Here is a 26,049-nt window from a genome sequence, read left to right on the forward strand (position 1 = left end):
AGGGTTATTCTGCCCGAGAGAGCGGAAAAATGGGCCGAACGGTAAGAATGAGAGGGTTATTCTGCCCGAGAGAGCAGAAAAAGGGTGTGAACGGTAAGAATAAAGCCCAAAACTCTCAAAAAAGTACCGAACGGTCGTTATAAGCGGTCCTTCCTTATCCCTCCAAAGGACCCTCCCGTCACTTTCTAATCTTTACGGAAACGCCCCACCACTTCCATGGTTTGCATGATGTTGACAAATGCCTTAGAATCTACAGTTCTAATGGTATGCTTCGTTTCATTTAATTCGAATTTTGTAATCACAGTAGTTAACACTTTTTTAGGCTTATGAGTATATGCCCCTTCCGCATTTGTTACCGTAACCCCCCTGGCATGCAGCCGAAGTAATGCCTCAGTTAGCTCCTCATATTTTTCCGTCACTATCGTTAAGGTCAATTTATTATGAGTGGTGTAAACCATATCCACGGCACGGCCGGCGACATAAATAGCAATCACTGTGTATAGTGTGATATTCCATCCAAAAATCAGCCCGGAAATCCCCACCACTAAAAGATTCATACAGGTATTTAAAAAGCCAACCTGCATGTTCTTTTGCTTGGCAAGCGTTAGACTGATAATATCGGTTCCGCCCGTCGACCCTCCCAGCCGAATGATAATACCCACGGAGATTCCATAAAGGGCGCCGCCAATAATGGATGAAAGAAGAATATCGCGGCTAATGGCATGAATCGGAATGAATTTCATGCTAAAGGACAAAATGACCACCGCGTAACCAGTAAGCAAAACAAATCTTTTTCCTAAGAATTTCAATCCTAGAAAAAACAATGGAAGATTAATCGCTAAAATAACCCAGCCGGTATTGATTTGTGAAAAATGATGAATAAAAAAGGCAATGCCTGTTACCCCGCCGGAGGTTAGCTTATGGGGAATAAGGAAAATATTAAAGGCAAATCCGAAAAGCATTGAACATAATCCAATGACGATCATTTGAAAAATTAATCGAAACAAACGAAACACCTCTATTATTTTTTTGCTTATTATAGTTTGAGTCAATCATGCAAGTTTTAATGATAGCAATTTGTCAAAAACACCTTTTTAACAAGCAAAACAAAAACGCCTTAGCAAAAAGGCGTTTACAAGGTTTATAAATAGTTAAATCACATATATAAATACACTAAGAAAATGAGCCAGGCTTCCAAGCAAAATAAAAATATGGAAAATTTCATGAAAGCCCATGTATTTTGATTGTAAAAACTTCGGCTTTGCTCCGTAAATGACCCCGCCGATGGTATAGAAAATTCCGCCAAGGATTAGTAGAAACAAACCTACTGGGTTTAAACTTCCGGTTAGCGGCGAGAAGACAAACACAATCATCCAGCCCATCGCTAAATACAAAGCAGTCGAAATCCAGCGCGGGCAATTAAACCAAACCATTTTAAAAACAACTCCGCTTAATGCAACCGCAGCAATGATCGAAAATAGAATCGCACCCGTCCTTCCATTCAAGCTAATAAAACAAAAAGGCGTGTACGTACCGGCAATTAGTACAAAAATCATTGAATGGTCAAGTCGTCTTAAAAAGGCTATCACCGTATCCCGGGCAATGACCATGTGATAGGTGGCCGATGCCGAATAAAGCAGGATCATGCTTACGCCGAAGATGATAACCGCCGTGATGGTCAAAGGTGAGGTTGTTGTCATGGCGGCCTTGATCACCATCGCAAGCAGTCCGACAAATGCCAAAACAGCTCCTGCTAAATGGGTCAGTCCATTGATAGGTTCCCGAATATAATTATTCATTTTAAATGCCCCCTAGCACAATATGTAGTTTTGATAACTACATATAATAATACTAACATATTCACATCTAGTCAACACCCAAATAGTTAGGTATAATAAAAAATATTACGTTAATGAACGGGGTTTTTACAATGGAACATATCAATCAAATTATCGATCAACTTGGCCTAGAGACGAGTTTAACTTTGGAAGAAATTCCAAATATAGATTTATATATGGACCAAGTGATTCAATTATTCGAAAATAAATTTAATGATACAAAGCGGAATGAGGATGAAAAAATCCTTACCAAAACAATGATTAATAACTATGCAAAAGGAAAGCTTATTTTTCCGATTCAAAATAAGAGATATTCGAAAGAGCATCTGATCCTAATGAGCTTGATTTACCAACTTAAAGGGGCACTTTCCATCAATGATATTAAGGTAACCCTTGATGGCGTTAATAAGAAGATTATCAAAGAGGAGGTAAATTTAGATTCTTTCTATTCTAGTTATCTGAATCTAACGAGCCAAAATGTTGCGGACTTTAAAGGGGACATAGAGGAAAGAGTGAAGGACGTTAAGGAAGAAATTACTGAGAATGAAAAAGGAAATTCTCCCTATCTTGAGCAGGTGCTGATGATTTCTTCGCTTGTGCATATGAGTAATTTGTATCGAAAAGTGGCGGAAAAGCTTGTCGATGACATCGTTGTTGAAAAGGAAGGAAAGCGTCAAAAGTGATGATTGACGCTATTCTTTGGTATCAATACTAATATCCTTGATGCCTGACCCGACTTCAATTTTATTAGATGAGCAATTTTGAATTTTTATAGAATCCGCCCGATTGTCGCCCCCATAGACTTTTATTGCGGCCCCGGCTTTTATAAAATCTTTGACGGAAATATGATTCAAAACCACATTTCTGGCCCGATACTGAACGGCAATCAGCGGGTTCCCTTTGTAGTCATAATCGGGGTCACCAAGTAAGGTGAAGTGGTTAATGACGACATTTTTATATGCGGAAACCACCATCCCACGTGGTGTCGAATCTTTATATAAATCAGAAAAAATTGGGGCAATGGCGGCAAGATGTACTGCGCTGATGTTGAAAGCTGATTTCGATTCCGTATCGCTGCTTTTGTGATGGCCGATATGGCGAAAATTATAGGACCGGTTATCATTCACAGAAATATGGCCAACGATTGTGATGTTGGAAGCGGCAGAGGAATTTTGATGGGCCTTAATTTCCACCCCGCCAAAGCACCTTGCAGTAGAATTATTTACTAGCAAGACATTTCTTGAGCCATCATCAATTTCAAAACCATTGGAATTTGAAAAACCTCTTCGATGGGCTCGGCCACTTGTGTCGCTCATATGGCAGCGAGAGATAAAAATATAATCGCTATGGTGGGTGGTAATTCCGTCATCGCCGAACCCATAACCAGTTAAGTTGTCGAGCCAAACATACTTGCTCCCGCCTCGGGCACGATAACCGTCGCCAGCATAATTGTACAGTGTCGACGAAATATCAAAACAGTGAAGCCCCGGATTCATTGCTTCGACATCTTTGACCCAGCCATAGGTAACATTTGCGTAGGTCAAACAACTTGAATGATTGCCCCACGTACTTGTTTTTGCGACATCGCCAAGCCTTTCCAAATTCCAGTCCAAGGTCATACCCCGAACGAAAAGATGGTGATTTCCACGCCAATGGTTTGAGTTGGTTATCAATCTAGTACCTTTAACAGCCTGATCATGCAGCCGAATAGTTGTGACTCCTTTTCCAGCTCCAACGAGCAAGACGCAGGATGGCAGACGGATTCCCTTAACGATAAATACACCCGGAGGTACAACCACCTTTACCAGTCCACGGCCGATTGCCTTTTTAAAAGCAGCTGTGGAGTCAGTTTTTCCGTCACCGACAGCACCAAAATCTGCAACATTCACTTCCTTTGTTATATTTTCCCTCAAACGGTCATATTCTCGATCCAGCTTGTCTTTCCAATCAGGAATCACATTCCCTTCAGCATCCATAAAAATCCGCGTTGGTGCTAAAATCAGTGAACGTTTAGCTGAAAGACGGAATAATCCCCCCTGAATTTTTTTTGAAAATGAAAGCGGATGTCCTTTTACAGTGAATGATGAACTTGGATTCTCCCGGCATTGCTCAAATAATTGTTCCGTTTCTTGGAGCACCTGTTTCATATCAAGACGTTTTCCGGTAATTTCAGCAAGCAGCTCTTTATTTTTCCGCGGGTCATGGGTTTTATCGTATATAGTCATTTTTATTCACTCCCAAAGAAGCCTGTTACGACCTATTATAGCCTGTTGAACTAGTAAAGGAAAAAGTACCGTTTTTGTCGAAGTTTAGGTAAGGGCTAAAGATGTTTATACTGTAAGCTGAAATTAGAAGTAATTAAGAAGTGGAGTTGAAAAAAATGGGAACCACGATTGCAATGTTTGTTATCGCAGCAAGAGAGGGAAATCAAGCAAAAAATTTTTACGAGAGTCTATTTAATTGGAAGATTACCGATGTTGGGCCGTTATTGCAGATTTCGGATGCTGGATTGAGCGGTCATATTCTCAAATGGCCGCATAAAGACCACCCGACGCATGTGAGTGTGTATGTTAATGTTGACAATATACAGGAATGTTTGGTAAAGGTCGAGGAAATGGGCGGGACAGTGATCCTCCCAGAAATGGCGGTCCCAACAGGTGGTTCGATTGCCCAATTCGTCGACCCCGACGGGATTATTGTTGGAATTCATCGAAGTGACAAGCAGAAAGAGGATCAAAGAAAAGATACTAGAGCATTAAATCACATCGGCTTTTTTGAAATTGCCGCAAGAGAAGGGCATCGTTCTCAACGGTTTTATGAGACAATTTTCAATTGGAAGATTACCGATGATGGACCTGTTATGAGTATTTCTGAAGAAGACGCTGGGTTAGATGGCCATCTTTTCAATTGGACAAGGGAAGAGCAACCCTATTTGACCTTGTATATTAATGTGGAAAACATATCAGCTTCCTTGGAAAAAGTAACCCAACTAGGCGGGAAAGTGATCATACCAGAAACAGCCATTCCTGATGGCAGATGCTTTGCCAAATTCCTGGATCTTGATGGAAATACCATTGGTATTTATAGCGGTAAATAATTTAATAGTAATTAAACCGGGCCCTTTCTAAGATCCCGGTTTTTTATATGAGGTGAAACAAACGATGGATAAAATTTAGAAAAAGAAAAATACTAACAGTTGTTCGGAGGTGTAATCAATGGAACAAAAGGATTATGAAAGAATTTATGAGGAATATAGACAGCAAAGTGAGCAGCAAGCTCAAGTGGAAGCGGGTCTTGGTAATAACGATGGAAAAGAAGAGTTTGTGGCCGTAAGGAAAAACGGTGATGGTGATATTATTGGGTTTAAGACGAGTAACGGGCGGGAACTTGATTATATAACAGCCTTAGCTGAAGCGAAGGCTGGTAAGCTGGCAAACGTCGATGTCTTTCATAAATATGGGCGAGATATCATCAGAAGCGAACCAGACGGTATTAAGGAAAATAATCTTGATCATTTACCAGAGTTTTAATTAACAAGGAACTGAGTGGTATGACGATACTGCTCAGTTTTGTATGGAGAAGGGGCGAAGCTGCGCCAACTTATATAGAAAGGGCTACATGTATGCCAATTGAATACTTAATTATCATTCTGATGTGGGTAATAGGTGTTATTTCCTTTGTGAAATTTACGCCAAAAAATCACCACAGAAGGGTAATCTTTGCAGTCTTGGTTTGCCAATCACTCACTTGGTTAAATACTTTATTTCATGTGAAATTCAACTTACTTTCATTTCCAGTCCGGGAATTACCTAAAGCAACCGACGTGCTTGTTACTACTGAGTATTTATTTTATCCACTTGTTTGTGGATTTTACATAATTTCTGTGCCGAAAAAAGTAAACAATTATCTGCGTCCTTTCTATTTATCCCTATGGGTTTCAGGGTTAACTATTTTTGATGTAATAATTGAAAAATACACCAACCTGATCGTTTACGTTCATTATGACTGGTACTGGACATGGCTCGACTTTTTTTGTTTGTTTGCAGTCGTCAACATCATCTATCATTGGTTTTTTAAAGAGAAAGCACAACCTCGGGAAGATAAGGAGGCTACCCGATGAAAGTAGATTGGATTATTTTGATTTTCGTATGGATTCTTACCTTCGCATTGATTTTTATTATCCCAAGAAATAAAAGACGATTAGCGATTGTTGCCTTTCTTTTTAAACAAGTAATTACTTGGATTGTGGGATTAGTTGTTGTCCAATACCATTTGCTGTCCTATCCTGTCCGGCTTTTTTCAACGGTCAATCGTTCTAGTTTTACCTACGAATATTTCGTGTACCCAGTGATATGTGCCATTTTCAATTCATTTTACCCTAATTTGCGCAAGCCCATGTTTAAATTCTTTTACTACTTTGCATTCTGTACCATTCTTACCATTCCTGAAGTTATTTTAGAGAAAAAGACAGATTTAATCCATTATATTCACTGGACATGGTATTGGACATGGATCACATTATTAATCACTTTTGTGATGACAAGATACTTTTGTGTTTGGTTTTTCAATGGTTTTTCAAAGGATATGAATTGATTCTTATACTTTGCAACGATTATAATAGGTAAATTCAAGGAATACTTTCACCAGAGGTTTTTTCCATAGTAAGAAAAATCAAGCGCAAGAAAAACTGTTAAAGGGGTAATTCAATGCATTGGTATGAAAAGTTGAATCAGTATTTTCCCATTGAAGAGATGAAGTCAAGAGAGCACATGGAGAGCTTACTTAAAGAGCGCTCGGACATCTACCATAAAGATGAAGGTCCAAATCATGTATTGATGTATGCAGAGCTAGACAATTTTGTATTTATTGATTATCTTTTCGTTTCAAGTAATGCTCGCGGCCAGGGACTTGGCCATAAACTCTTGGAAAAATTAAAGCGAAAAGGAAAGCCAATCATCCTTGAAGTGGAACCCGTCAACTATGATGACAGCGATACTGAAAAAAGGCTCCATTTTTATAAACGTGAAAAATTTGGGCATGCCGGGTCAATTGGATATGAGAGAAGATCCTTAGCGACAAATGAAGTTAATAAGATGGAAATCCTCTATTGGGCGCCCAATGATGAGTCGGAAGAAATGATCTTTGAGGCCATGAAAAAAACGTATGATATGATACATACCTATAAAGATCAACATTTTTATGGCGAATCCTATGAGCCGGTCGAAGAGGTCCTGACCTTTAGCGAAGAACCAGAGAATAAAAATATTTTAGAAGAGCTTTAGGTTGAAAAAAATGAGCCTGGATTCCCAGGCTCATTTTCACGCTTACTTATGCGCAAGTTCGTATTGCTTAATTTTATCCTCATAGCTTAAGGTAACGCTGATCTCATCCCAGCCGTTAAGGAGCATTTCTTTAGGATATGGAGCGATATCAAATTTTACCTCGAAGCCTTCGTTATCATAAACCACTTGATCCTCAAGGTTCACACTTAGGGTGTACTCCTCGGATTCAGCCATTTTCATTATGGTTTGGACTTGTTCTTCACTAACTTGAATGGCGAGAATGCCATTTTTTACACAGTTGTTTTTAAAAATATCTGCGAAACTAGTGGCAATTACTATTTTGAAGCCAAAATCCTGGACAGCCCACGGTGCATGCTCACGTGAGGAGCCGCAGCCAAAGTTTTCACCGGCGACCAAAACCGATGCACCTTTGTATTTCGGATCATTCAGCGAAAAATCTGGGCGTGGATTTCCATCGTCATCAAAGCGCCAGTGATAAAACAGGAATTGTCCAAAGCCACTGCGCTCAATCCGCTTTAAAAATTGCTTCGGAATAATTTGATCAGTATCAATGTTAGACCGGTTTAATGGGTAAACGAGACCTTGATGAATGCGTAGTGGTTCCATTTTTTAAAAAACCTCCTGTGCAGTAAATTGACGGACGTCAACGAAGTGACCGGCTACAGCGGCGGCAGCTGCCATTTCTGGGCTGACAAGATGGGTACGTGCACCGTTTCCTTGGCGCCCTTCGAAATTACGGTTGGAAGTAGAGGCACAGCGTTCTCCCGGTGGAATGATATCATCATTCATCGCCAGGCACATACTGCATCCGGCTTCGCGCCATTCAAAACCTGCTTCCTTAAAGACTTCGTCAAGGCCTTCCTTTTCCGCGGCAAGCTTGATACTACAAGAACCAGGAACCACGATGGCAGTAACAGCAGGATTAACCTTGCGGCCGCGAACAACTTCAGCGGCATTGCGTAAGTCGCTTAACCTGGAGTTGGTGCAGGAACCAATGAAGACATGGTCTATTTTTACACTTGAGATTGGCTGACCTGCATCAAGACCCATGTATTCAAGTGCACGGTTAATTTCATCCTTCTTGCTAGGTTGATCCACTTGATCCGGATTTGGAACATTTGCTGTAATCGGGATACACATGCCGGGGTTTGTTCCCCATGTAACCTGAGGTTCAACTTCGGCTGCTTCAATCTCGACAACAGCATCATAGACGGCACCAACATCCGTGGCAAGCTCTTTCCACTGTGCCACCGCTTCCTCGAAGGCGGCGCCTTGTGGGACATGTCTTCTTCCTCTTAAGTATTCAAAAGTGGTTTCATCTGGAGTGATGAGTCCTGCTCTAGCCCCAGCTTCGATTGACATATTACAAACTGTCATTCGCTCTTCCATGGAAAGGGAGCGAATTGCTTCACCTGTGTATTCCATCACATAACCGGTTCCAAATTGGACACCAAATTTCCCGATAATCGCGAGGATTAAATCCTTGGCGGTTACACCTGTTCCAAGTTTCCCATTCACTTTTACATTAAGCGTTTTTGGAGGCGCCTGCCATAGTGTTTGTGTGGCAAGGACGTGCTCGACCTCGCTTGTTCCGATTCCGAACGCGAGAGCACCGAATGCCCCATGTGTGGACGTATGGCTATCACCGCAAACGATAGTTTTTCCGGGCTGGGTGAGGCCAAGCTCCGGACCAATTACATGGACAATTCCATTATCGGGGTGATGAATGTCAGCAAGTGTAACGCCGAATTCCTGACAATTTTGTTGCAAGGTATCTATTTGTTTTTTCGAAATTGGGTCATTGATGACAAGACGCTGGCGGGTTGGAACATTATGATCCATCGTCGCAAAAGTAAGGTCCGGACGGCGTACCTTGCGCTCGTTCATTCGTAAGCCCTCAAATGCTTGAGGGGAGGTCACTTCGTGAACAAGATGCAAATCTATATAAAGTAAATCCGGCTTTCCTTCTTCTTGTTGGACAACATGCTGTTCCCAAATTTTTTGGATAATCGTTTTTGGTGTATGCATAGCTTCCTTCCTCACGTTTATAGATTTATTAAGGCGGATACCGGGTGCCCACTGGCGGATAGCCCACTCCAATCAGCGGTTACCTCATTTACATTAGGGAAAACCGCCAGGTATCATTCAGCCTGACGGGGATTCCTGCTCAAAAATAGCAGCTGGCGATACATTTTGAAGCATTTTGCGACCGGATATAATTAACAATCAAGTTGGTCATTTCTGCAGTTCCGACAAGGCGCCCATCTGCAACTTGCAGGTCACCTGTATGGAAGCCGGCATCAAGCACCGATTGAACAGCGTCTTCAATTACCTTTGCCTCATTCTCCAATTGGAATGAATATCTGAGCATGAGGGCAGTAGACAAAATCATCGCGACTGGATTGGCAACGCCTTTGCCGGCGATATCTGGTGCAGAGCCATGAACGGGTTCATAAAGACCGACACCATTTTCATTTAAACTGGCAGAAGGGAGCATTCCAAGCGATCCTGTTAAAACAGAGGCCTCATCACTTAGGATGTCACCAAATAAATTCTCGGTAACGATGACGTCGAACTGAGTAGGGTTCGTAATTAATTTCATTGCGGCAGCATCAACTAACACATGTTCAACGAATACATCTGGATACTGAGCCTTTTTCTCTTCGACAACCTCGCGCCATAGCTTGCTGGATTCCAGCACATTTGCTTTATCCACCGAAGTAAGACGACCGTGGCGGCCTTGGGCAGCTTGGAAGCCTTTGTCTACAATTCTTTCAATCTCTTGGCGGGAATAGGCAAGCGTGTCAACCACAAAGTTGCCGTTGTCACGGCGCTCACTTGGTGTTCCAAAATAAAGCCCGCCTGTTAATTCACGTACGATAAGGAGGTCGCTTCCAGCGACGACTTCTTCCTTTAACGGTGAAGCATGGAGGAGGTTCTTAAATCCCTTGATTGGCCTTAAGTTTGCATATAAATCTAGCGCCTTTCGGATTCCAAGTAAACCTCTTTCAGGACGTAAATGGGAAGGGTTGTTATCCCATTTAGGCCCGCCAACGGCACCAAGTAATACTGCATCTGCCTGCTTGCAAGCATCAACCGTTGTTTCCGGAAGAGGAGTGCCGTACTGGTCTATGGCTGCTCCTCCGATTTCGTGGGTTTCGAAGTTAAAAGAGTGATTATATTCTTCAGCAATGGCATGTAACACATCTTTTGCAGAATGAATAACTTCCTTACCTATCCCATCACCGGGAAGTAAAACAATGTGTTTTTTCATTAGAAGCAACCTCCTTATTTTTTGTTTTAAATGTTATAAAATGGCCGTTTCTTTAACGGCTGCTTTTTGGTTGAAGAAAACACGATTGACAGCATTCAAAAACGCTTTAGCCGAAGCCTCTAATACATCCTGTGCCGAGCCGCGGCCGCTTACTGCTGCACCGTTTACGGTCATTTTTACATGGACCTCTGCAAGGGCATCCCGACCTTGGCCAACCGAACTTAATCTAAAATCAGTAAGATGAATTTCTTCTTTTATCAGCGCCTCTAACGTGTTCATAAGTGCTTCAACACTACCGGACCCTGTCCGAGCTGTTTCGACTCGGATTCCCTCCGGTGTGGTAAGCGCGACAGTGGAAGTAGGGAGGTTAGCTGAACCGTACTGGACTTGAAAAGCAACCAGCTCATATTTTTTCACATCAACGGTGGTTGTTTGAATATCCGTTAAAATTGTAAATAAATCCTCGTCCGTGACTTCTTTTTTTCGATCGGTTAATTGTTTAAAAGCGGTAAATGCCTCAAGGATTTTTTCGTCCGATAGTTCAAAGCCCATCTGCTCAATTTTGTCTTTAAAGGCGTGCCGGCCGGAGTGTTTCCCAAGGACTAAGTCATTGGATTTGACCCCAACTAATTCAGGCGTAATAATTTCATAGGTCAACGTATTTTTTAAGACGCCGTCCTGATGAATCCCGGACTCATGGGCAAAGGCATTTTTTCCAACAACCGCTTTGTTAGGCGGAACCATCATGCCGGTAAAGCGGCTGACTAAGTCGCTGGTGCGCTTGATTTCTTTTAAAACAAGATTGTTTGAAAAATTATACTTATCTTTACGGATATTTAGGGCAACTGCAATTTCTTCTAGGGCAGCGTTTCCGGCACGTTCACCAATGCCGTTAATCGTACCCTCCACTTGGGTAACTCCGTTTTCGATAGCTGCTAGGGAATTGGCAACGGCCATCCCTAAGTCATCATGACAATGGCAAGATAATGCCGCCTTATGAATATTTGGAACGTTTTCTCTGATATAGCGGAACATCCGTCCATATTCTTCCGGTGTTGTATAGCCGACTGTATCGGGAAGATTGATCACTGTTGCACCGGCATCGATGACCTTCGTAATAATTTGAACAAGGAAATCTAAGTCCGACCGAGAAGCATCTTCCGCTGACCATTCTATATGCGGGAAATTCCTTTTAGCATAAGAAACCATATCTACGGCTATTTGCGTGACTTGCTCAGGCGTCTTTAGCAATTTATATTTCATATGGATAGGGGAGGTTGCAAGGAAAACATGCAGCCTAGGTTCTTGTGCATCTTTTAAGGCATCCCACGCAATGTCAATGTCCGATTTTGTCGCTCTGGCCAGGCCTGTAATGGAAACGTTTTTGATTGTCCGGGCAATGGCTCTTACCGCTTCAAAATCTCCTTGTGAGGAAGCCGGGAAGCCGGCCTCCATAATGTCAACGCCAAACCGTTCAAGCTGTCTGGCAATTTCTAATTTTTCAAGCTGGTTTAAATTCACACCAGGGGACTGTTCTCCATCACGTAAGGTTGTATCAAAGATGTTAACGTGAACCATTTACCACCACTTCTTTCTTTGCATTGATTGGTTTTTTAATAAATGGCATTAAGGCACGTAGCTCGCGGCCGACCTTTTCAATTTGATGATTATTTTCACTGCGATTGATGGCATTAAATTGCGGGCGATTTGCTTGATTCTCAAGGATCCAGCCCTTTGCAAACACACCGGTTTGGATATCTTTTAAAACGTCTTTCATGCGTGCTTTTGTATCCTCATTTACGACACGTGGTCCAGAAACGAAATCTCCCCATTGCGCCGTATCGGAGATCGAATAACGCATGTTTTCAAAGCCGCCTTCATATAAAAGGTCCACGATTAATTTCAATTCATGTAAACACTCAAAGTACGCAACTTCTGGCTGATAACCAGCTTCTACAAGTGTTTCGAAGCCTGCTTTAATTAGGGCTGTTGTGCCGCCGCAAAGTACGGCTTGCTCTCCGAATAAATCTGTTTCCGTTTCTTCTTGGAATGTTGTTTCTAATACACCTGCACGGGCAGCTCCAATCCCTTTTGCATAGGCAAGGGCAACATCACGTGCTTGACCACTGTAATCCTGATAAACAGCGTAAAGGGCAGGGACACCAGCGCCTTCGGTATAGGTACGACGAACTAAATGACCAGGACCTTTAGGTGCGACTAAGAATACATCCACATCAGCTGGAGGTACGATTTGGCTAAAATGAACGTTGAAGCCATGGGCAAAAACTAAAGAATTGCCGGCCTCAAGATTTGGTTTAATACTTTCTTCATACACCTTTGGCTGCATTTCGTCCGGAAGGAGAATCATTACTACATCTGCTGCAGCGGTTGCCTCGGCAACGGAGCGGACATCAACACCATCTTCCACGGCCTTATCCCATGATTTTCCGCTTCTTAAGCCAACAACTACATCAAAACCGCTTTCCTTTAAGTTAAGGGCGTGGGCATGACCTTGTGAGCCGTAACCGATTACTGCGATTTTTTTTCCTTGTAAAACTTCCTCTTGAATATCTCCGTTATATAATACTTTTACCATTTTAATCATCCTTCCAGGAATATTATTATTTTAATAGTGAATACGTAGCTAGTTCGTTTACATGTGGCTGATGCCCGCGCAAGAGGGCGGTCAGTCCTGTTCTGGCAATCTCTTTGACCCCATAGGGACGAAGCAATTCAATCAAGGCGTCAATTTTTTCAGGGCGTCCTGTGATTTGGACGGCTAAACTCTCTTTACTTACATCAATTACGATGGCGCGAAATGGATCGATGATCCCGTTTAATTCGCTGCGCAGCTGGCTGCTGCTGGCCACTTTAATCAATGCCAGTTCCCTTGCTACAATCGCTTTATCGGTAATATCGGAAACTTTTAAAACATCAATCTGTTTGTTTAGTTGTTTCGTCACCTGTTCGAGCCGCTGCTCATCTTCGACTTCAACCACAAGGGTCATTTTTGAAATGCCCTCTGTTTCTGTTGGCCCAACGGAAATACTTTCAATATTAAACTGCCGTCTTTGCAGGAGTCCGGTGACACGGTTGAGGACGCCGCTTCGGTCCTGGACCGTTGCTGTTATAATCCGTTTCATGGTTTCACCCCAATCATTTCATGGATTCCCTTGCCAGGAGCAATCATTGGATAGACCTTTTCCTGCTGGAGCACACGGCAATCAACAAGAACTGGGCCATCATAGGCAAAAACTTCTGGTAAAACGGTGATGAGTTCCTCCTGGTTCGCAACCTTATAGCCGCGAATCGAATAACTTTCCGCCAGCTTGACAAAATCAGGCTGGGTATGAAGAATGGATTCGGAAATCCGGTTTCCATGTAATAATTCCTGCCACTGGCGAACCATTCCAAGTGCGCCATTATTGACGATAATAATTTTAACAGGAAGATTTCTTTCATAAATGACGGATAATTCCTGCAAGGTCATTTGGAAACCGCCATCGCCGACAATCGCAACGACTGTACTATCTGGTGCGGCGATTTGCGCTCCAATCGCTGCAGGGAAGCCAAAGCCCATTGTTCCAAGCCCGCCTGATGTAATCCAGCGATGCGGCTCTTTAAAGGTGTAATACTGGGCAGCCCACATTTGATGCTGACCCACGTCTGTTGCGACAATTGCCTCGCCATTTGTTACCTTATGAACTGCTTCAATCACCCACTGCGGGCACATCCCGTCTGGACTATGTTTATACCAAAGCGGGTATTCCTGTTTATATTGCTTGAGTGTTTCCAGCCATGCTTCATGTTCGGGTGATTCTGAGGCTTGATCAATCAGCTCGTTTAATGCTTCTTTTGAATCAGAAACAATCGGAATATGTGTTGCTACATTTTTACCAATTTCAGCTGGGTCGATGTCGATATGTGCTACCTTGGCATGTGGGGCAAAGTGCGCCAGATTTCCTGTCAGTCGATCATCAAACCTGGCACCAATATTTATGAGTAAATCACATTCATAAATCGCCATGTTTGCCGCATAAGTTCCGTGCATACCGGCCATTCCCAAGGAGAGAGGACTGTCTGCAGGGAAGGTACCAAGTCCAAGCAAGGTAGTAACGACAGGAAGACTGTGTTTTTCAGCAAATGCAGTTAATTCTACAGATGCTTTTCCGTGCAGTACACCAGCACCGGCAAGAATGACAGGCCTTTTTGCTTTTGCAACGGATTCAGCCAGCTTTTTAATTTGCATTGGATTTGGCTTTGTCGTTGGCTGGTAGCCTGGTAAATGGATCGATCCTTCTTCAGGCTCTTCGGTTAAAAATCCGGCGGATATATCTTTAGGAATGTCGACTAAGACGGGCCCCGGCCGGCCGGTAGAAGCAATATGAAAAGCTTCCTTCACGATTCTTGGTAAGTCAGAAACGGATTGCACTTGATAATTGTGTTTGGTTATCGGAGTTGTGATCGCCATTACATCTGCCTCTTGGAAGGCATCCGTTCCGATGACGCTGCGTGCAACCTGCCCGGTAAATACCACGAGCGGTAAGGAATCCATCATTGCATCTGTAATTCCGGTAACCAGATTGGTTGCCCCAGGACCAGAAGTGGCAATCACTACCCCAGGTCTACCTGTGATTCGGGCATATCCTTCCGCCGCATGGATCAAACCTTGCTCATGACGGAAGAGGACGTGCTTGATGGAACCCTGTGCCCGATAAATGGCATCGTAAATCGGCAGGACTGCACCTCCCGGATACCCAAATAGCGTATCAACACCTTCTTTTTTCAATAAGTCAATTAGAAGGTCTGCACCTGTTTTTGGTGCTATACTGGTTTGGAATTCCAGCTTTTTTGCTTCTACTTTCACGTCGTAATCCCTCCTTGTGGATCTTTGAATATTCCTCTAAACATCAATAAAAGGCCCTATTCTCCCCGAATAAACTGCAGTTAAAGACATCAAAAGCAGAATAATCGGGGAGAAAAGGCCTTTCATTTTCTCGGTACCACCCGGTTTTACAGCATCCTTACGAATACTGCCTTATGAAGCGAGAACAAAAACTTAAACGCTTCTTTTTGTAACAGGTGTTCAAGAAACACCCGGTTGAGCCTACTAGAGTCTAGACCGTTCAGCACAACACTCAGGGATGATGTCGGAATAAGTTGTATTACTGGGCTTCCAGCAACCCCAGCTCTCTGAAAATACAATTCCTTATTCCTTTATTCCCGTCATCGATTTATCTATTTTTTTGTCAAACAAACGTTTAGTACCTTATCTTCTTAAGAAGGGGAGGAGTACTAGTGGATCCCTAAGCTTCCATTCGTAAAATGCACAATAAACTATTTATATTTTCATAACTCCGCCCGTATTAGCGGATGTAACAAGCTTTGCATATTTTGCTAGATAGCCAGTTTTGATTTTAGGCTCCGGCTTTACCCAAGCTGAGCGTCTATCGGCTAAAACCTCATCATCAACAAGGAGTTCAATGGAACGGCCTTCAAGGTCAATTAAGATCTTGTCACCATTTTGCACGAATGCAATCGGTCCGCCTTCCGCTGCTTCTGGTGAGATATGACCAATCGAGATTCCACGGCTAGCTCCTGAGAAGCGTCCATCGGTAATAAGGGCAACTTCTTTGTCTAGGCCGCGCCCGGCAATTGCCGAAGTCGGGGCAAGCATTTCCGGCATGCCTGGACCGCCTTTAGGTCCTTCATAGCGAATAACAACGACGTGACCTGACTTGACCGTCCCGTTATTAATGTTTTCCTGCGCTTCATCCTGGGATTCAAACACAATTGCCTCACCCAAGAACGTTTTAATTGATGGATCAACAGCACCTACTTTAATCACGCCGCCATCCGGAGCAATGTTTCCATAAAGGATGGATAACCCGCCAACCGGGCTGTAGGGATTATCTTTCGGGCGAATAACCCGTTCATTAAGGATTGTTGCATCCTTCACATTTTCAGCTAGAGTTTTTCCAGTAATCGACAAGCAATCCTGATGAAGAGCACCGTCAACCTTACAAAGTTCATTTAATATGGCACTTACGCCTCCAGCCTGATGAACATCATCCATCGAATAATCAGATGCCGGCATAATTTTTGCCAGATAAGGAACTCTTTCAGCAATTTTGTTTATTTCACTTAAATCGTAATCAATCCCAGCTTCATGAGCGATAGCCAGTGTATGAAGAACAGTATTTGTTGAACCGCCCATCGCCATATCAAGGGCGAAGGCATTATCAATTGCTTCTCTAGTAATGATGTCGCGTGGGCGAAGATCATTTTTAACTAATTCAATCAAGTGTTTTGCTGCTTGGCGAATCAGTTCATGTCGTTCTTCAGAAGTGGCGACAATCGTTCCGTTTCCTGGAACGGTCATCCCGAGAACTTCCATGAGACAGTTCATCGAGTTGGCGGTAAACATACCTGAACAAGAACCGCAAGTTGGGCAAGCACTTGTTTCAATCTCGAGTAATTCCTGCTCGGTCATCGAACCATTATGGTAGGCACCAACACCTTCGAAAACGGAAGTGAGGGAGAGGTTTTTCCCCGTAGAGGAAACGCCTGCTTCCATTGGACCACCTGATACAAATACGGATGGAACATTGGTTCTTGCGGCTGCCATCAACATCCCTGGTGTGATTTTGTCACAGTTTGGAATGTAAAAAACACCATCGAACCAGTGGGCATTAATAACTGTTTCGGCACTATCGGCAATGATTTCACGGCTTGGAAGGGAATAGCGCATCCCAATATGTCCCATCGCAATACCGTCATCGACACCAATCGTATTAAATTCGAATGGAATGCCGCCAGCTTCACGGATGGCCTCTTTTACAATTTCACCGAAATGATTAAGGTGTTTATGTCCTGGGATAATCTCAATAAATGAGTTACAGACACCGATAAACGGCTTTTCCATATCCTTTACTGTTACCCCTGTTGCGTATAATAGGCTGCGGTGGGGAGCACGATCAATCCCCTTTTTAATCATATCGCTTCGCATTTTTTAATCTCCTAACTGACTACAGCATGGTTTGTTCTTTTCGGGTAACAAGCCACACCATCCGTTGTGACGATTTGTCTAAATTCTTTTAACAGCTGTTTTGTTACTTCTCCCGGTTTACCATCGCTAATTTTACGGCCATCCACATCAATGACTGCGATAACCTCTACGGCTGTGCCGGTTAAGAATACTTCATCAGCTACATATACATCATGTCTTGAGAAAGGTGATTCCCTGACTTCAAAACCCTTTGCCCTTGCGACATCAATGATGGCGTTGCGGGTAATTCCTTCCAACGCTCCTAAGTAAACAGGAGGAGTAAAAACGACGCCGTTTTTGACAATGAAGATATTATCAGCTGAACCTTCAGTAACATAGCCTTGGTCATTCAGCATTAAAGCTTCTTCAACGCCGGCTTGATTAGCTTCTAATTTTACAAGAATATTATTTAAATAATTTAGTGATTTAATTTGCGGACTGAGTACATCCGGTCGATTCCTTCTACTTGCAACGGAGGCAATTTTGATTCCACGTTCATAAAATTCTTTCGGATACATGGATAATTCCTCAGCTATAATGATAACGTTTGGTTTTGAGCAGGAAGATGGATCAAGTCCAAGATTCCCTTTACCACGTGAAACAACGACACGAATATAGGCGCTTTCTAGTTGATTTTTTCTGATCGTTTGAACGATTAATTGCGTCATTTCCTCCTGTGAATATGGAATCTGCAGCATAATGGATTGTGCTGATTCAAATAGTCTTTTTAAGTGGGCATCAAGTCTGAAGACGTTTCCGCTATATACGCGAATACCTTCGAATACTCCATCCCCATATAAAAAGCCATGATCAAAAACTGATACAACAGCATCCTCTTTCTTGACGAATTCGCCGCCAAGGAATATCCATTGACTTCCCAACCTAACCACTCCTCTTTAGTGTTGAACCGCTTTAAATGATTAAACATTTATTTTAAAAATAATTGCCTTCCTGCATCCCTGATAGGTGATGGACAAAGACAGTGTTTACTTACAAATGATTATTTTCGATAATCATACAACCAATTAAAAACATGGTCAACATTAAAAACTGACAATTCAAATTAGTTAAAATACTTGGTAGCGTTTTCATTCTTGTTCTAACAAGGAAAAGCAGGGGGAAAATATTTCTGAAATTTTTTTATTTTTTTGTAAATTGTGTTCTACTTGTCCAAAATAGTATTGTTTTTGCAAAAATAAAGGAAAATTACTCATTGGCAAAAGTAAAAAAGGACCCGCTCCTGTAATTAAGAAGTAGGACCTTTTCTTAAACCGAATTGGGCATTCAGTTGACCTTGAATCATTTTTCTTCTCATATCCTCTTGATTTTGATTCCGTTTAGCTCGAAGCATCTCTTTTCTGATTTCGTGTGTTTGGACTCCATCTTCAATTTTGTTCGCGATTTCTACCAATAACTCTACATCCGAAAAAGAATATTTCCGGCTTCCTCCAGAGGATCTCTCGGGGAAAATAAGCTTTCTTTCTTCATAATAGCGTATTTGTCTTTCAGAAAGACCGGTCAAATCTCTGACCACACCAATCGTAATAACCTTTTTATCTTTATAAGACAAATCATGCCTCATCTATTCTCACCACTCACTCTTGTTTACTGTAGTATATTAAATATTAGTAAGATTACTACATTTTATGTTAGATTTTCTGACATGGAATTAGAAAATAAAAGATCCATAGCCTTGTATAACGCATGAATACACCTTCGTAAGTCTTTTCGGCTCCTAAGTTTTTTCCTAAGGAAATCCTAACCAATAATATACTTGTGTTTTGGAAAAAGAATCATCAATTGTCTAACTATGGAAGAAATTTAAAGACCGTGCCCAAGTCCATTTATTCCGCCTTTCTACAATAAACAACGATATTTGGAAGAAATAAAAACTTGAATGTTCTGGACAAGGTTCACGTATGATGTTAAAAGTAAATTTTCTTTTACATATTCGCTATAGCCCATTAACGTATTAATATAGTAAAATATTTAAAATATTGAATAATAAAGCTAGACAGGGTATAATTATGTATATTCAAAATAGTATTAATTTTTAAAAACAATTATATGAAAATGAAAAAGGGGGAAGAAAATGAAAAAGTTAAAAGTAGTTTCATCCGTATTAATGGTTGCGTTTCTGTTAATTCTCTCAGCCTGTGGGACAAGTAAAACTGGCGGTGATGAAAAGAAGACTGTAAGGGTTGTTACAGATGCGGCCTATGCGCCGTTTGAATACCAGGATAAAGGCGAAGTCGTTGGATTTGATATTGATTTCATCAAGGCTGTTGCAAAGGAAGCCGGTTACAATATAAAGGTTGAGCATGTTGGCTGGGATCCAATTTTTGTAGAAATCAAAGGGAAAACAGCTGATATCGCCATTTCCTCCATCACAATCACGGATAAACGGAAACAAACCTATGATTTTTCTGTTCCCTACTTTTTTTCTAAAAACGAAATATTAGTACCAAAGGGCAGTGCGATTAAGAGTGCAGCGGACTTGAAAGGCAAGGTGGTTGCTGTTCAAAACGGTACGACGGGTCAAGAAGCTGCTGAAGCTATTCTAGGTGAAAACAGTAAGGACCTTAAAAAGTTTGAAAATAATAATCTGGCAATATTAGAGTTGAAAAAGAACGGGGCTGATGCCGTTGTTGCCGATAACACAGTTGTCGAGGAATATGTAAGGAATAATCCGAACGAGAACTTTACAGTTATTGAGGACGATGGAGCATTTGAAAAAGAATATTATGGCCTATTGTTTCCGAAGGGAAGCAAACTGAAAGCGGACTTTGATAAAGCAGTTAAGAAGGTCATTGATAACGGAACATATGCAAAACTGTTCAAGCAATGGCTTAAAAAAGACCCCGATATACAAATATTAAAAGATCAGCAATAATGAAACAAAAATTGCGTAACTCCCTTATTCTAGCAGTTACGCAATTTTTGTTTTACTAACTATACATAGTTTAGCTTTATCAGGAAGGCGTTTTATAGAGGGGGATCAAATAGATGGACTTTCGCTGGGACTTAATTGTAGAATACGCGCCTTTTTTTGCAAAAGGAACGTTACTAACCATTGGACTTTCGATAGCAGGAATTGTGATTGGTACATTTCTGGGCTTATTAATAGGATTAGGCAAATTGATGAGAAATAAGCTGCTTGCGCTGCCGTTTAACTGGTACATCAACTTTTTCCGCGGCACCCCGCTGATGGTTCAAATCTTATTGATTCATTTCGCCGTTGTACCACCTTTTCTAGGAACGACAAATGCGATTGTAGCAGCGATTGTGGCGCTTTCCTTAAACTCTGCGGCCTATATAGCTGAAATTTTTCGCGCAGGGATTCAATCAATCGATAGAGGGCAGATGGAGGCAGCACGTTCCTTAGGGATGACACATGTACAAGCTATGAAATTTGTCATTTTGCCACAAGCATTTAAACGGATGATTCCGCCGCTTGGGAATGAGTTTATTGTATTAATTAAAGATTCGTCGCTGGCCGCATTAATCGCAGCTCCAGAGTTGATGTACTGGGGACGGGCGATGCAGGGACAATATTACCGCGCCTGGGAGCCATATTTGACGGCAGCGGTCATTTATCTTGTATTGACCCTCTCCCTAAACTTTCTGTTAACTCGTCTTGAAAGGAGGATGGCAACAGAATGATTAAGGTAGAAAATTTGAAAAAATCGTTCGGATTGAATGAGGTTCTTAAGGATATTAATGTAACCGTTAAGCCACAAGAGGTGGTTGTCGTGATTGGGCCTTCCGGTTCTGGAAAATCGACGTTCCTGCGCTGCATCAATATGCTAGAATCGATTACTGGCGGGCATGTCTATATTGAAGGAATCGATTTGACGGATAAAAAGACCGATATTAATAAAGTCCGGACCGAAGTGGGCATGGTCTTTCAGCAGTTCAACCTTTTTCCGCATAAAAAGGTTATCGAAAATGTCATGCTCGCTCCGATGAAGGTAAGAAAGATTTCTGCAGAAGAAGCTAGAGCTAAAGGGTTGGCGCTATTACGAAAAGTAGGCTTAGAGGAAAAGGCGGAGGCCTATCCCGATTCTTTATCCGGCGGGCAAAAGCAGCGGGTTGCGATCGCTAGGGCCCTTGCGATGGAGCCAAATATCATGCTGTTTGATGAACCAACGTCAGCGCTGGATCCTGAAATGGTGGGCGAGGTTTTGGAAGTAATGAAACAGCTCGCCAAAGAGGGAATGACGATGGTCGTCGTGACCCATGAAATGGGCTTCGCCAAAGAAGTAGGAGACCGTGTCCTATTTATGGACGGCGGTTTGATTGTCGAAGAAAATATCCCAAGTGAGTTATTTGACCATCCGAAGGAAGCTCGAACGAAAGCATTTTTAAGTAAGGTGTTATAAACATCATAATTAGAGGGAGGCTGCAAGTTAATAGCCTCCCTCAAATTATTTAGAAAGACATTGATTATTTTCCACGATTCCATCTTTCCAGTTTATTAATGTTTCCTGTAAACATTCCGGCGATAAATTTAGGCATCCCGAATTCAACAATCTTTTGTTTCACTCTTTCCTTCATTTCCTCCACTGTTATATTTGGCATAGTGAATTCTCCATTCATGTAGCAGTGGCTGCAATACTTCGTCCTTTTTGTCCCGTCCATTTCCGTTCCGCCCCCAAGCTCATCTTTTGCTAAAGGCATTCCACAGCTTTGACAGTTTTTAAAGGTGGCCATTTCCCACATTCCTCTCAATTTTCTAAATCAAATACATCAACAATCCGGTCCGCTCTTATCCGGTTTTGGCAGAGCCTGAACAATTGATCATAAAATTCCTCCACTTCAGAGGCGGAGGAAGGCAGCTTAATTGCAACGGTTGTCGTACCAAACATTTGTTTAAAATAGGCCTTTCTCTGGTCATTTTTCCCGTCTCGTTTAAATGGTTTATATGACCAGACAAGATGAGGTCCCTCGTCAAGCTCTTGAATTTGGCGAATCTCCGCGCAAGTGGTGGACTTATTATGTGTATAAATCACTAAATAATAGTTGTCATTGCGGTGCCAATCAATGAATAAAAAGTAATAGCCTGTCTCAGTTTCTGGACGGATTATTTCATAAGCCGATAATGTCTTCTTTCCGTTCGTCCATTGATGAAACTTTGGCAACATGCCGCCGATGGTTTCTAACTGCTTAATCTGATAAGCGGCAGAATGAGATTTTTGAATGAAATTTGATAAAACCATTGCCTGTTCCTTTTCCAAAGTTCATTTCTCCTTAAAGTCTTTGGTATAATTATACTTGGGTGGACGATAAAATAGGAAGTTTGACCAAACTAATCAACATGATATTTTTAAAAAAAAAGGATCAGCAGAAATTGTGTTTGTCTCCAAATTGAAATACTACTGACATCGTATTAAAAAATACCTCTGTTAGAATCAGTAGAATTGGGACTTATAATTAGAATTTATATCGAATAGTATATGGCATAAATATGCCTCTTTTCCATATGAATGATTAGAGTGGTTGCAATTGGAGGGAAATATATGACGTTAGAGAAGCAATTAAAACAGAAAACGTATTATGAAATGTTCATCAATGAACATGAAAATATTCATCCGATCCGTGTCCTTGGAGAGGCGTTCCAAGAGGAAGCACAAAAGGATCTCCCGGATTTATCGACGATTCGCTTTGCACAAGGTGAAGTGTATTTTCATCATAAAGATTTTGAAACAGCGATATATAAATGGGAAAACATCAGCAATGAACTTGAGCCATGGGCGAAGAAAAATACAGCAGATGCCTATTATGAGCTTGGGCTGTTATCGACGGCTGAGGATATTTATTGTGCGATTGTAACAGATAACCCGACGTTAAATACTGAAGTGGCCTTACAGTTATTTTCGCTGTATATTGAACGAGGCAAGTTAGATGCGGCCCTATCAATTATTAAAAAAACAATTGTTACCAACCCGGATTATCCGGATGTCACCGAAATCGCCCGTACTTTTTTTGAAGAACATCAGGATTGGAATCATGCGATTGAGCTGGCTGTAAACGAAGCAAAGCGGACGGAATCGTTGGAATGGTTTGATATGCTCAAAACGTATGTGGAAAAGGGTGTCACGAAAAGCCACGCCCCGAGCTATTTTTCCGAGGCATTAATCATATTGTACAACCTTGAAAAAGAGAAATTTGAGCATCTTGTTTCGTCACTTTGGAACAGTTACGAGAATGAAGAATCCTATTTTACCTGGCTGAGAGAAATCAACCATCTATTATTAAATCTTGATCTTAATCGTGATGAAAATTGGTCAGTACTGTCAAGGCATCATAAGGAAACGTATTTTAGTTTAATTGAGGGAAGATACTTTATTAAAAAACTACAGGACCTTATTCCTGACTTTTTAACGAATTGGCTGCGATTAGCGGATTCGGCGAATGTCGTTTTATCATCAGCCGCTGTCCTCTCATGGAATGAACTGTTCCCGGCAAGTGTCAGCATGACCATTGTTAGTGAGGCGGAAAGCCTTATCAGCATGACGGAAACAGACATGGATGAATTGGATGAGTGCCTGACACTCTTTGATTCCATCATGGACTGGGCCAAGGCACATGATATGGGTGAGAATAATCGGGTAAAATGGCTTGTTGAGCAGTTGATTGATTTTGACACACAGCATTTTCTTATTACCGGGTTAAGCGGTAGTGGGAAATCCACTTTTGTTAATATGGTCTTAGGTGAAGATTTACAGGATAGTCCAACATCATCAGTGGTGATGTTTAAAAACGATGCAGAATTTGCAATCACTGAGATTACTGATCGTGAGATTTCTAATTTAGCTGGATTCACTGATTTTCAGGAACGAATGGACCGCCGCCGTAATGCCTTGGAATCGATTATTGAATTTAAGCGGCCAAACGCATTTTTACAGGAAAATAGGGTTGCTTTTATTGATACCCCGGGACTAAAGGGAAACCATCATGATCGTTATGAAGTACTGAAGTACCTGCACGTTGCCGATACCGTCCTGTTTGTGCTTGATGCGAACGCACCGTTTACGGATAAGGAACGGGCAGTTCTTGCGCAAATCCAAGAGTTAGCACCTGATATCCATGTTCATTTTCTGTTAACTAAAATGGATACGATTGTAAACGAGCAGGAAGCAGTCCGCATTTTTGATGAAACCAGAACGATGATTAACACTTATTTACCTGAAGCTTTAGTATTTGCCTTTTCTTCGCAATATGAAAGTGGCCAGCAGCTAAAGGACTTAAAGGCATTTATTCAATCCTTTAATAATACGAGAAACATTGAGGATAAACGGCTGGCCAAACTGCTGTTTTTTATCCGGACCACGATTGCCAGCCTGATGCAAAAGCGGATTGATGTTGAAAATCAACTAGTAGAATCGGTGCGCTGGAATGAAGAAATGCTGATGAAGCTGAATGGGGCTGTCAATCAACTGAAGGACACGGAAGTGCAAAAAACAAAAACGATTGTGAAATCATATCGCGTGATTAAGGAAACAATCGAGAATGATATTTCGGAGGCCGTTCCGAAAATGCTTCAGGAGTGTTCCGCCTTAATCAAGGAGGACAGTAACTTTAGCAAGATTCACTTAGAACTTAATGAAGAAATGAATAGTAGAATTCAAGATTATTTGGAACAAACGGTTATGCCGAAATTTTACCGCTCGCTTCAAGGATGGATTGAAGATTGCAAAGAGGAATTTGAGCTAAGCCAGGAATTCCTAAATGAGATGGGTGAAGGCTTTAACCATATGTATGGAGAAGAGCGCCTCATGCTTGAGTGTGATTTTAAGGTGCTGGATGATTGGCTCCGTGATACGGACCGGATGACGAGCCGCTTTCAGCTAGAAAGCGTCAATATCCTGCTGCGCCGGACTCCATCACAATTCTTATTAAAAAGTGCCGGAAAGCTGTTTGGAGCCATATCGCAAAATAAAGCCATGCTTTTTAACAAATACAAATCCTTTGTGGAAAATGAGGATTATTCCGAAGCTATCACAGCAGTCAAGAAGCAGTTCTTCCAGCCATTTGAGCTGTTTGAAAAATCACTGGAACGCGATATGACCCTATTTTTTAAAGGTCCATTGACTATGTTAAACCGTTCCGTCGAGGATGCGCGCTTTGGAATTCAGACAAACCAAGAAATGCTTACGAACATGAATACCAATCCAGAAATGTTCCGCGATCCATTGACACTGTTTGAAGTAAGACTGCGCCAATTCGAGTGGATGACCGTCGCCGGAAAAGGCATGCAAACCATCTATTAATAACATTGAATGTGGAAGATGTCCAAAGGGGCATCTTCTTTTTTTGCGGGAATAGTGAACTGGTCCTAGGACCCCGCGGCTCGTCTACTTCTTAGAAGGCTATGTTAGAGGCAGCTGTTGTTTTTTTAACTATTCCTGATTTTTCTGAGTGAACAGGTTCCAATAAGCCCGATTGGATACCCTTTTCCTGACTTTTCTGAGGGAACGGGTTCCAATAAGCCCGATTGGATACCCCGTTCCTTATTTTTCTGAGGGAAAGGGTTCCAATAAGCCCGATTGGATACCCTTTTCCTGATTTTTCTGAGGGAACAGG

Annotated in this window: 26 protein-coding genes; 10 read left to right on the forward strand and 16 right to left on the reverse strand. The window is 41.8% G+C overall.

Translation table 11 applies throughout. The annotated features are described in order from the left end of the window. Positions 1–185: 185 nt before the first annotated feature. Positions 186–1,007: a YitT family protein gene (locus BSO02S_RS21745; RefSeq protein ID WP_066072684.1), complete on the reverse strand. Its 822-nt coding sequence runs from the start codon at positions 1,005–1,007 to the stop codon at positions 186–188. A 144-nt stretch (positions 1,008–1,151) separates the two neighbouring features. Further along, complete coding sequence (trhA, locus tag BSO02S_RS21750) at positions 1,152–1,799, reverse strand: PAQR family membrane homeostasis protein TrhA (RefSeq protein WP_066072685.1); 648 nt, start codon at positions 1,797–1,799, stop codon at positions 1,152–1,154. A 131-nt stretch (positions 1,800–1,930) separates the two neighbouring features. Between trhA and BSO02S_RS21755 the strand changes: the two genes are divergently transcribed. Beyond that, on the forward strand, positions 1,931–2,521 hold the full coding sequence (locus BSO02S_RS21755; RefSeq protein WP_066072687.1) for a DUF1836 domain-containing protein: 591 nt from the start codon (positions 1,931–1,933) through the stop codon (positions 2,519–2,521). Between the two features lie 9 nt (positions 2,522–2,530). Here the strand turns inward: BSO02S_RS21755 and BSO02S_RS21760 are convergent, their stop codons facing one another. Beyond that, entirely contained in the window at positions 2,531–4,063 is a 1,533-nt protein-coding gene (locus BSO02S_RS21760; protein ID WP_066072689.1) for a glycosyl hydrolase family 28-related protein, read from the reverse strand. 155 nt (positions 4,064–4,218) lie between these two features. Between BSO02S_RS21760 and BSO02S_RS21765 the strand changes: the two genes are divergently transcribed. The 5 genes from BSO02S_RS21765 to BSO02S_RS21785 all read left to right on the forward strand — a co-directional run bounded on the left by BSO02S_RS21765 (position 4,219) and on the right by BSO02S_RS21785 (position 7,120). Continuing rightward, positions 4,219–4,935 carry a VOC family protein gene (locus BSO02S_RS21765; protein WP_066072691.1) on the forward strand — a complete coding sequence of 239 codons (717 nt, stop codon included), beginning with the start codon at positions 4,219–4,221 and terminating at the stop codon, positions 4,933–4,935. Between the two features lie 118 nt (positions 4,936–5,053). Next, positions 5,054–5,368, forward strand: a complete 315-nt coding sequence (locus BSO02S_RS21770) for a DUF3892 domain-containing protein (protein ID WP_066072693.1) — start codon at positions 5,054–5,056, stop codon at positions 5,366–5,368. Positions 5,369–5,388: 20 nt separating this feature from the next. After that, positions 5,389–5,958 carry a CBO0543 family protein gene (locus tag BSO02S_RS21775; protein WP_169802783.1) on the forward strand — a complete coding sequence of 190 codons (570 nt, stop codon included), beginning with the start codon at positions 5,389–5,391 and terminating at the stop codon, positions 5,956–5,958. Continuing rightward, complete coding sequence (locus tag BSO02S_RS21780) at positions 5,955–6,431, forward strand: CBO0543 family protein (protein WP_066072697.1); 477 nt, start codon at positions 5,955–5,957, stop codon at positions 6,429–6,431. The genes BSO02S_RS21775 and BSO02S_RS21780 overlap by 4 nt, the downstream gene beginning before the upstream one ends. Before the next feature lie 113 nt (positions 6,432–6,544). Next, on the forward strand, positions 6,545–7,120 hold the full coding sequence (locus BSO02S_RS21785; protein ID WP_066072699.1) for a GNAT family N-acetyltransferase: 576 nt from the start codon (positions 6,545–6,547) through the stop codon (positions 7,118–7,120). A 42-nt stretch (positions 7,121–7,162) separates the two neighbouring features. Here BSO02S_RS21785 and leuD read toward each other — a convergent pair whose 3' ends face one another. The 10 genes from leuD to BSO02S_RS21835 form a co-directional block, all read right to left on the reverse strand. Continuing rightward, positions 7,163–7,747, reverse strand: coding sequence for a 3-isopropylmalate dehydratase small subunit (gene leuD / locus BSO02S_RS21790; protein WP_066072702.1), 585 nt, complete (start codon positions 7,745–7,747; stop codon positions 7,163–7,165). A 3-nt stretch (positions 7,748–7,750) separates the two neighbouring features. Beyond that, entirely contained in the window at positions 7,751–9,169 is a 1,419-nt protein-coding gene (gene leuC, locus BSO02S_RS21795; protein ID WP_066072704.1) for a 3-isopropylmalate dehydratase large subunit, read from the reverse strand. Positions 9,170–9,308: 139 nt separating this feature from the next. Continuing rightward, positions 9,309–10,415 (reverse strand): 3-isopropylmalate dehydrogenase, encoded by a 1,107-nt coding sequence (leuB, locus tag BSO02S_RS21800; RefSeq protein WP_066072705.1) that lies wholly within the window; start codon positions 10,413–10,415, stop codon positions 9,309–9,311. A 33-nt stretch (positions 10,416–10,448) separates the two neighbouring features. Next, entirely contained in the window at positions 10,449–11,993 is a 1,545-nt protein-coding gene (locus BSO02S_RS21805) for a 2-isopropylmalate synthase (RefSeq protein WP_066072707.1), read from the reverse strand. Beyond that, positions 11,980–13,011, reverse strand: coding sequence for a ketol-acid reductoisomerase (gene ilvC / locus BSO02S_RS21810; protein ID WP_066072709.1), 1,032 nt, complete (start codon positions 13,009–13,011; stop codon positions 11,980–11,982). The genes BSO02S_RS21805 and ilvC overlap by 14 nt, the downstream gene beginning before the upstream one ends. A gap of 25 nt (positions 13,012–13,036) precedes the next feature. Beyond that, a complete protein-coding gene (ilvN, locus tag BSO02S_RS21815; RefSeq protein WP_066072710.1) occupies positions 13,037–13,558 on the reverse strand; it encodes an acetolactate synthase small subunit in 522 nt (173 codons plus the stop codon). Next, positions 13,555–15,282 (reverse strand): acetolactate synthase large subunit, encoded by a 1,728-nt coding sequence (gene ilvB, locus BSO02S_RS21820; RefSeq protein WP_066072712.1) that lies wholly within the window; start codon positions 15,280–15,282, stop codon positions 13,555–13,557. The genes ilvN and ilvB overlap by 4 nt, the downstream gene beginning before the upstream one ends. Before the next feature lie 474 nt (positions 15,283–15,756). Then, positions 15,757–17,424 (reverse strand): dihydroxy-acid dehydratase, encoded by a 1,668-nt coding sequence (gene ilvD / locus BSO02S_RS21825; RefSeq protein ID WP_066072714.1) that lies wholly within the window; start codon positions 17,422–17,424, stop codon positions 15,757–15,759. An 11-nt stretch (positions 17,425–17,435) separates the two neighbouring features. Beyond that, the gene (ilvE, locus tag BSO02S_RS21830; protein WP_066072716.1) at positions 17,436–18,344 is read right to left on the reverse strand and encodes a branched-chain-amino-acid transaminase; all 909 of its coding nucleotides are present in this window, start codon (positions 18,342–18,344) and stop codon (positions 17,436–17,438) included. Positions 18,345–18,709: 365 nt separating this feature from the next. Beyond that, complete coding sequence (locus BSO02S_RS21835) at positions 18,710–19,045, reverse strand: MerR family transcriptional regulator (RefSeq protein ID WP_066072717.1); 336 nt, start codon at positions 19,043–19,045, stop codon at positions 18,710–18,712. Positions 19,046–19,555: 510 nt separating this feature from the next. Here BSO02S_RS21835 and BSO02S_RS21840 point away from each other — a divergent pair. The 3 genes from BSO02S_RS21840 to BSO02S_RS21850 all read left to right on the forward strand — a co-directional run bounded on the left by BSO02S_RS21840 (position 19,556) and on the right by BSO02S_RS21850 (position 21,845). Continuing rightward, positions 19,556–20,356: a basic amino acid ABC transporter substrate-binding protein gene (locus BSO02S_RS21840; protein WP_066072719.1), complete on the forward strand. Its 801-nt coding sequence runs from the start codon at positions 19,556–19,558 to the stop codon at positions 20,354–20,356. Positions 20,357–20,469: 113 nt separating this feature from the next. Continuing rightward, the gene (locus tag BSO02S_RS21845) at positions 20,470–21,126 is read left to right on the forward strand and encodes an amino acid ABC transporter permease (RefSeq protein WP_066072721.1); all 657 of its coding nucleotides are present in this window, start codon (positions 20,470–20,472) and stop codon (positions 21,124–21,126) included. After that, positions 21,123–21,845: an amino acid ABC transporter ATP-binding protein gene (locus BSO02S_RS21850; protein WP_066072723.1), complete on the forward strand. Its 723-nt coding sequence runs from the start codon at positions 21,123–21,125 to the stop codon at positions 21,843–21,845. Before BSO02S_RS21845 ends, BSO02S_RS21850 begins: the two co-directional genes overlap by 4 nt. 64 nt (positions 21,846–21,909) lie before the next feature. Here the strand turns inward: BSO02S_RS21850 and BSO02S_RS21855 are convergent, their stop codons facing one another. Together BSO02S_RS21855 and BSO02S_RS21860 are read right to left on the reverse strand one after the other, a co-directional pair. Beyond that, a complete protein-coding gene (locus tag BSO02S_RS21855; RefSeq protein ID WP_066072724.1) occupies positions 21,910–22,176 on the reverse strand; it encodes a zinc ribbon domain-containing protein in 267 nt (88 codons plus the stop codon). 14 nt (positions 22,177–22,190) lie between these two features. After that, a complete protein-coding gene (locus BSO02S_RS21860) occupies positions 22,191–22,700 on the reverse strand; it encodes a hypothetical protein (protein ID WP_066072727.1) in 510 nt (169 codons plus the stop codon). Positions 22,701–22,982: 282 nt separating this feature from the next. Here BSO02S_RS21860 and BSO02S_RS21865 point away from each other — a divergent pair, with 282 nt between their 5' ends. Beyond that, positions 22,983–25,736 (forward strand): dynamin family protein, encoded by a 2,754-nt coding sequence (locus BSO02S_RS21865; RefSeq protein WP_066072728.1) that lies wholly within the window; start codon positions 22,983–22,985, stop codon positions 25,734–25,736. Between the two features lie 91 nt (positions 25,737–25,827). Here BSO02S_RS21865 and BSO02S_RS27770 read toward each other — a convergent pair. After that, on the reverse strand, positions 25,828–26,049 hold a 222-nt coding region (locus BSO02S_RS27770), incomplete at its 5' end, for a hypothetical protein (RefSeq protein ID WP_218010615.1).

Origin of the sequence: Neobacillus soli NBRC 102451 (assembly GCF_001591665.1) — a bacterium.
Taxonomy (GTDB): Bacteria; Bacillota; Bacilli; order Bacillales; family Cytobacillaceae; genus Neobacillus; species Neobacillus soli.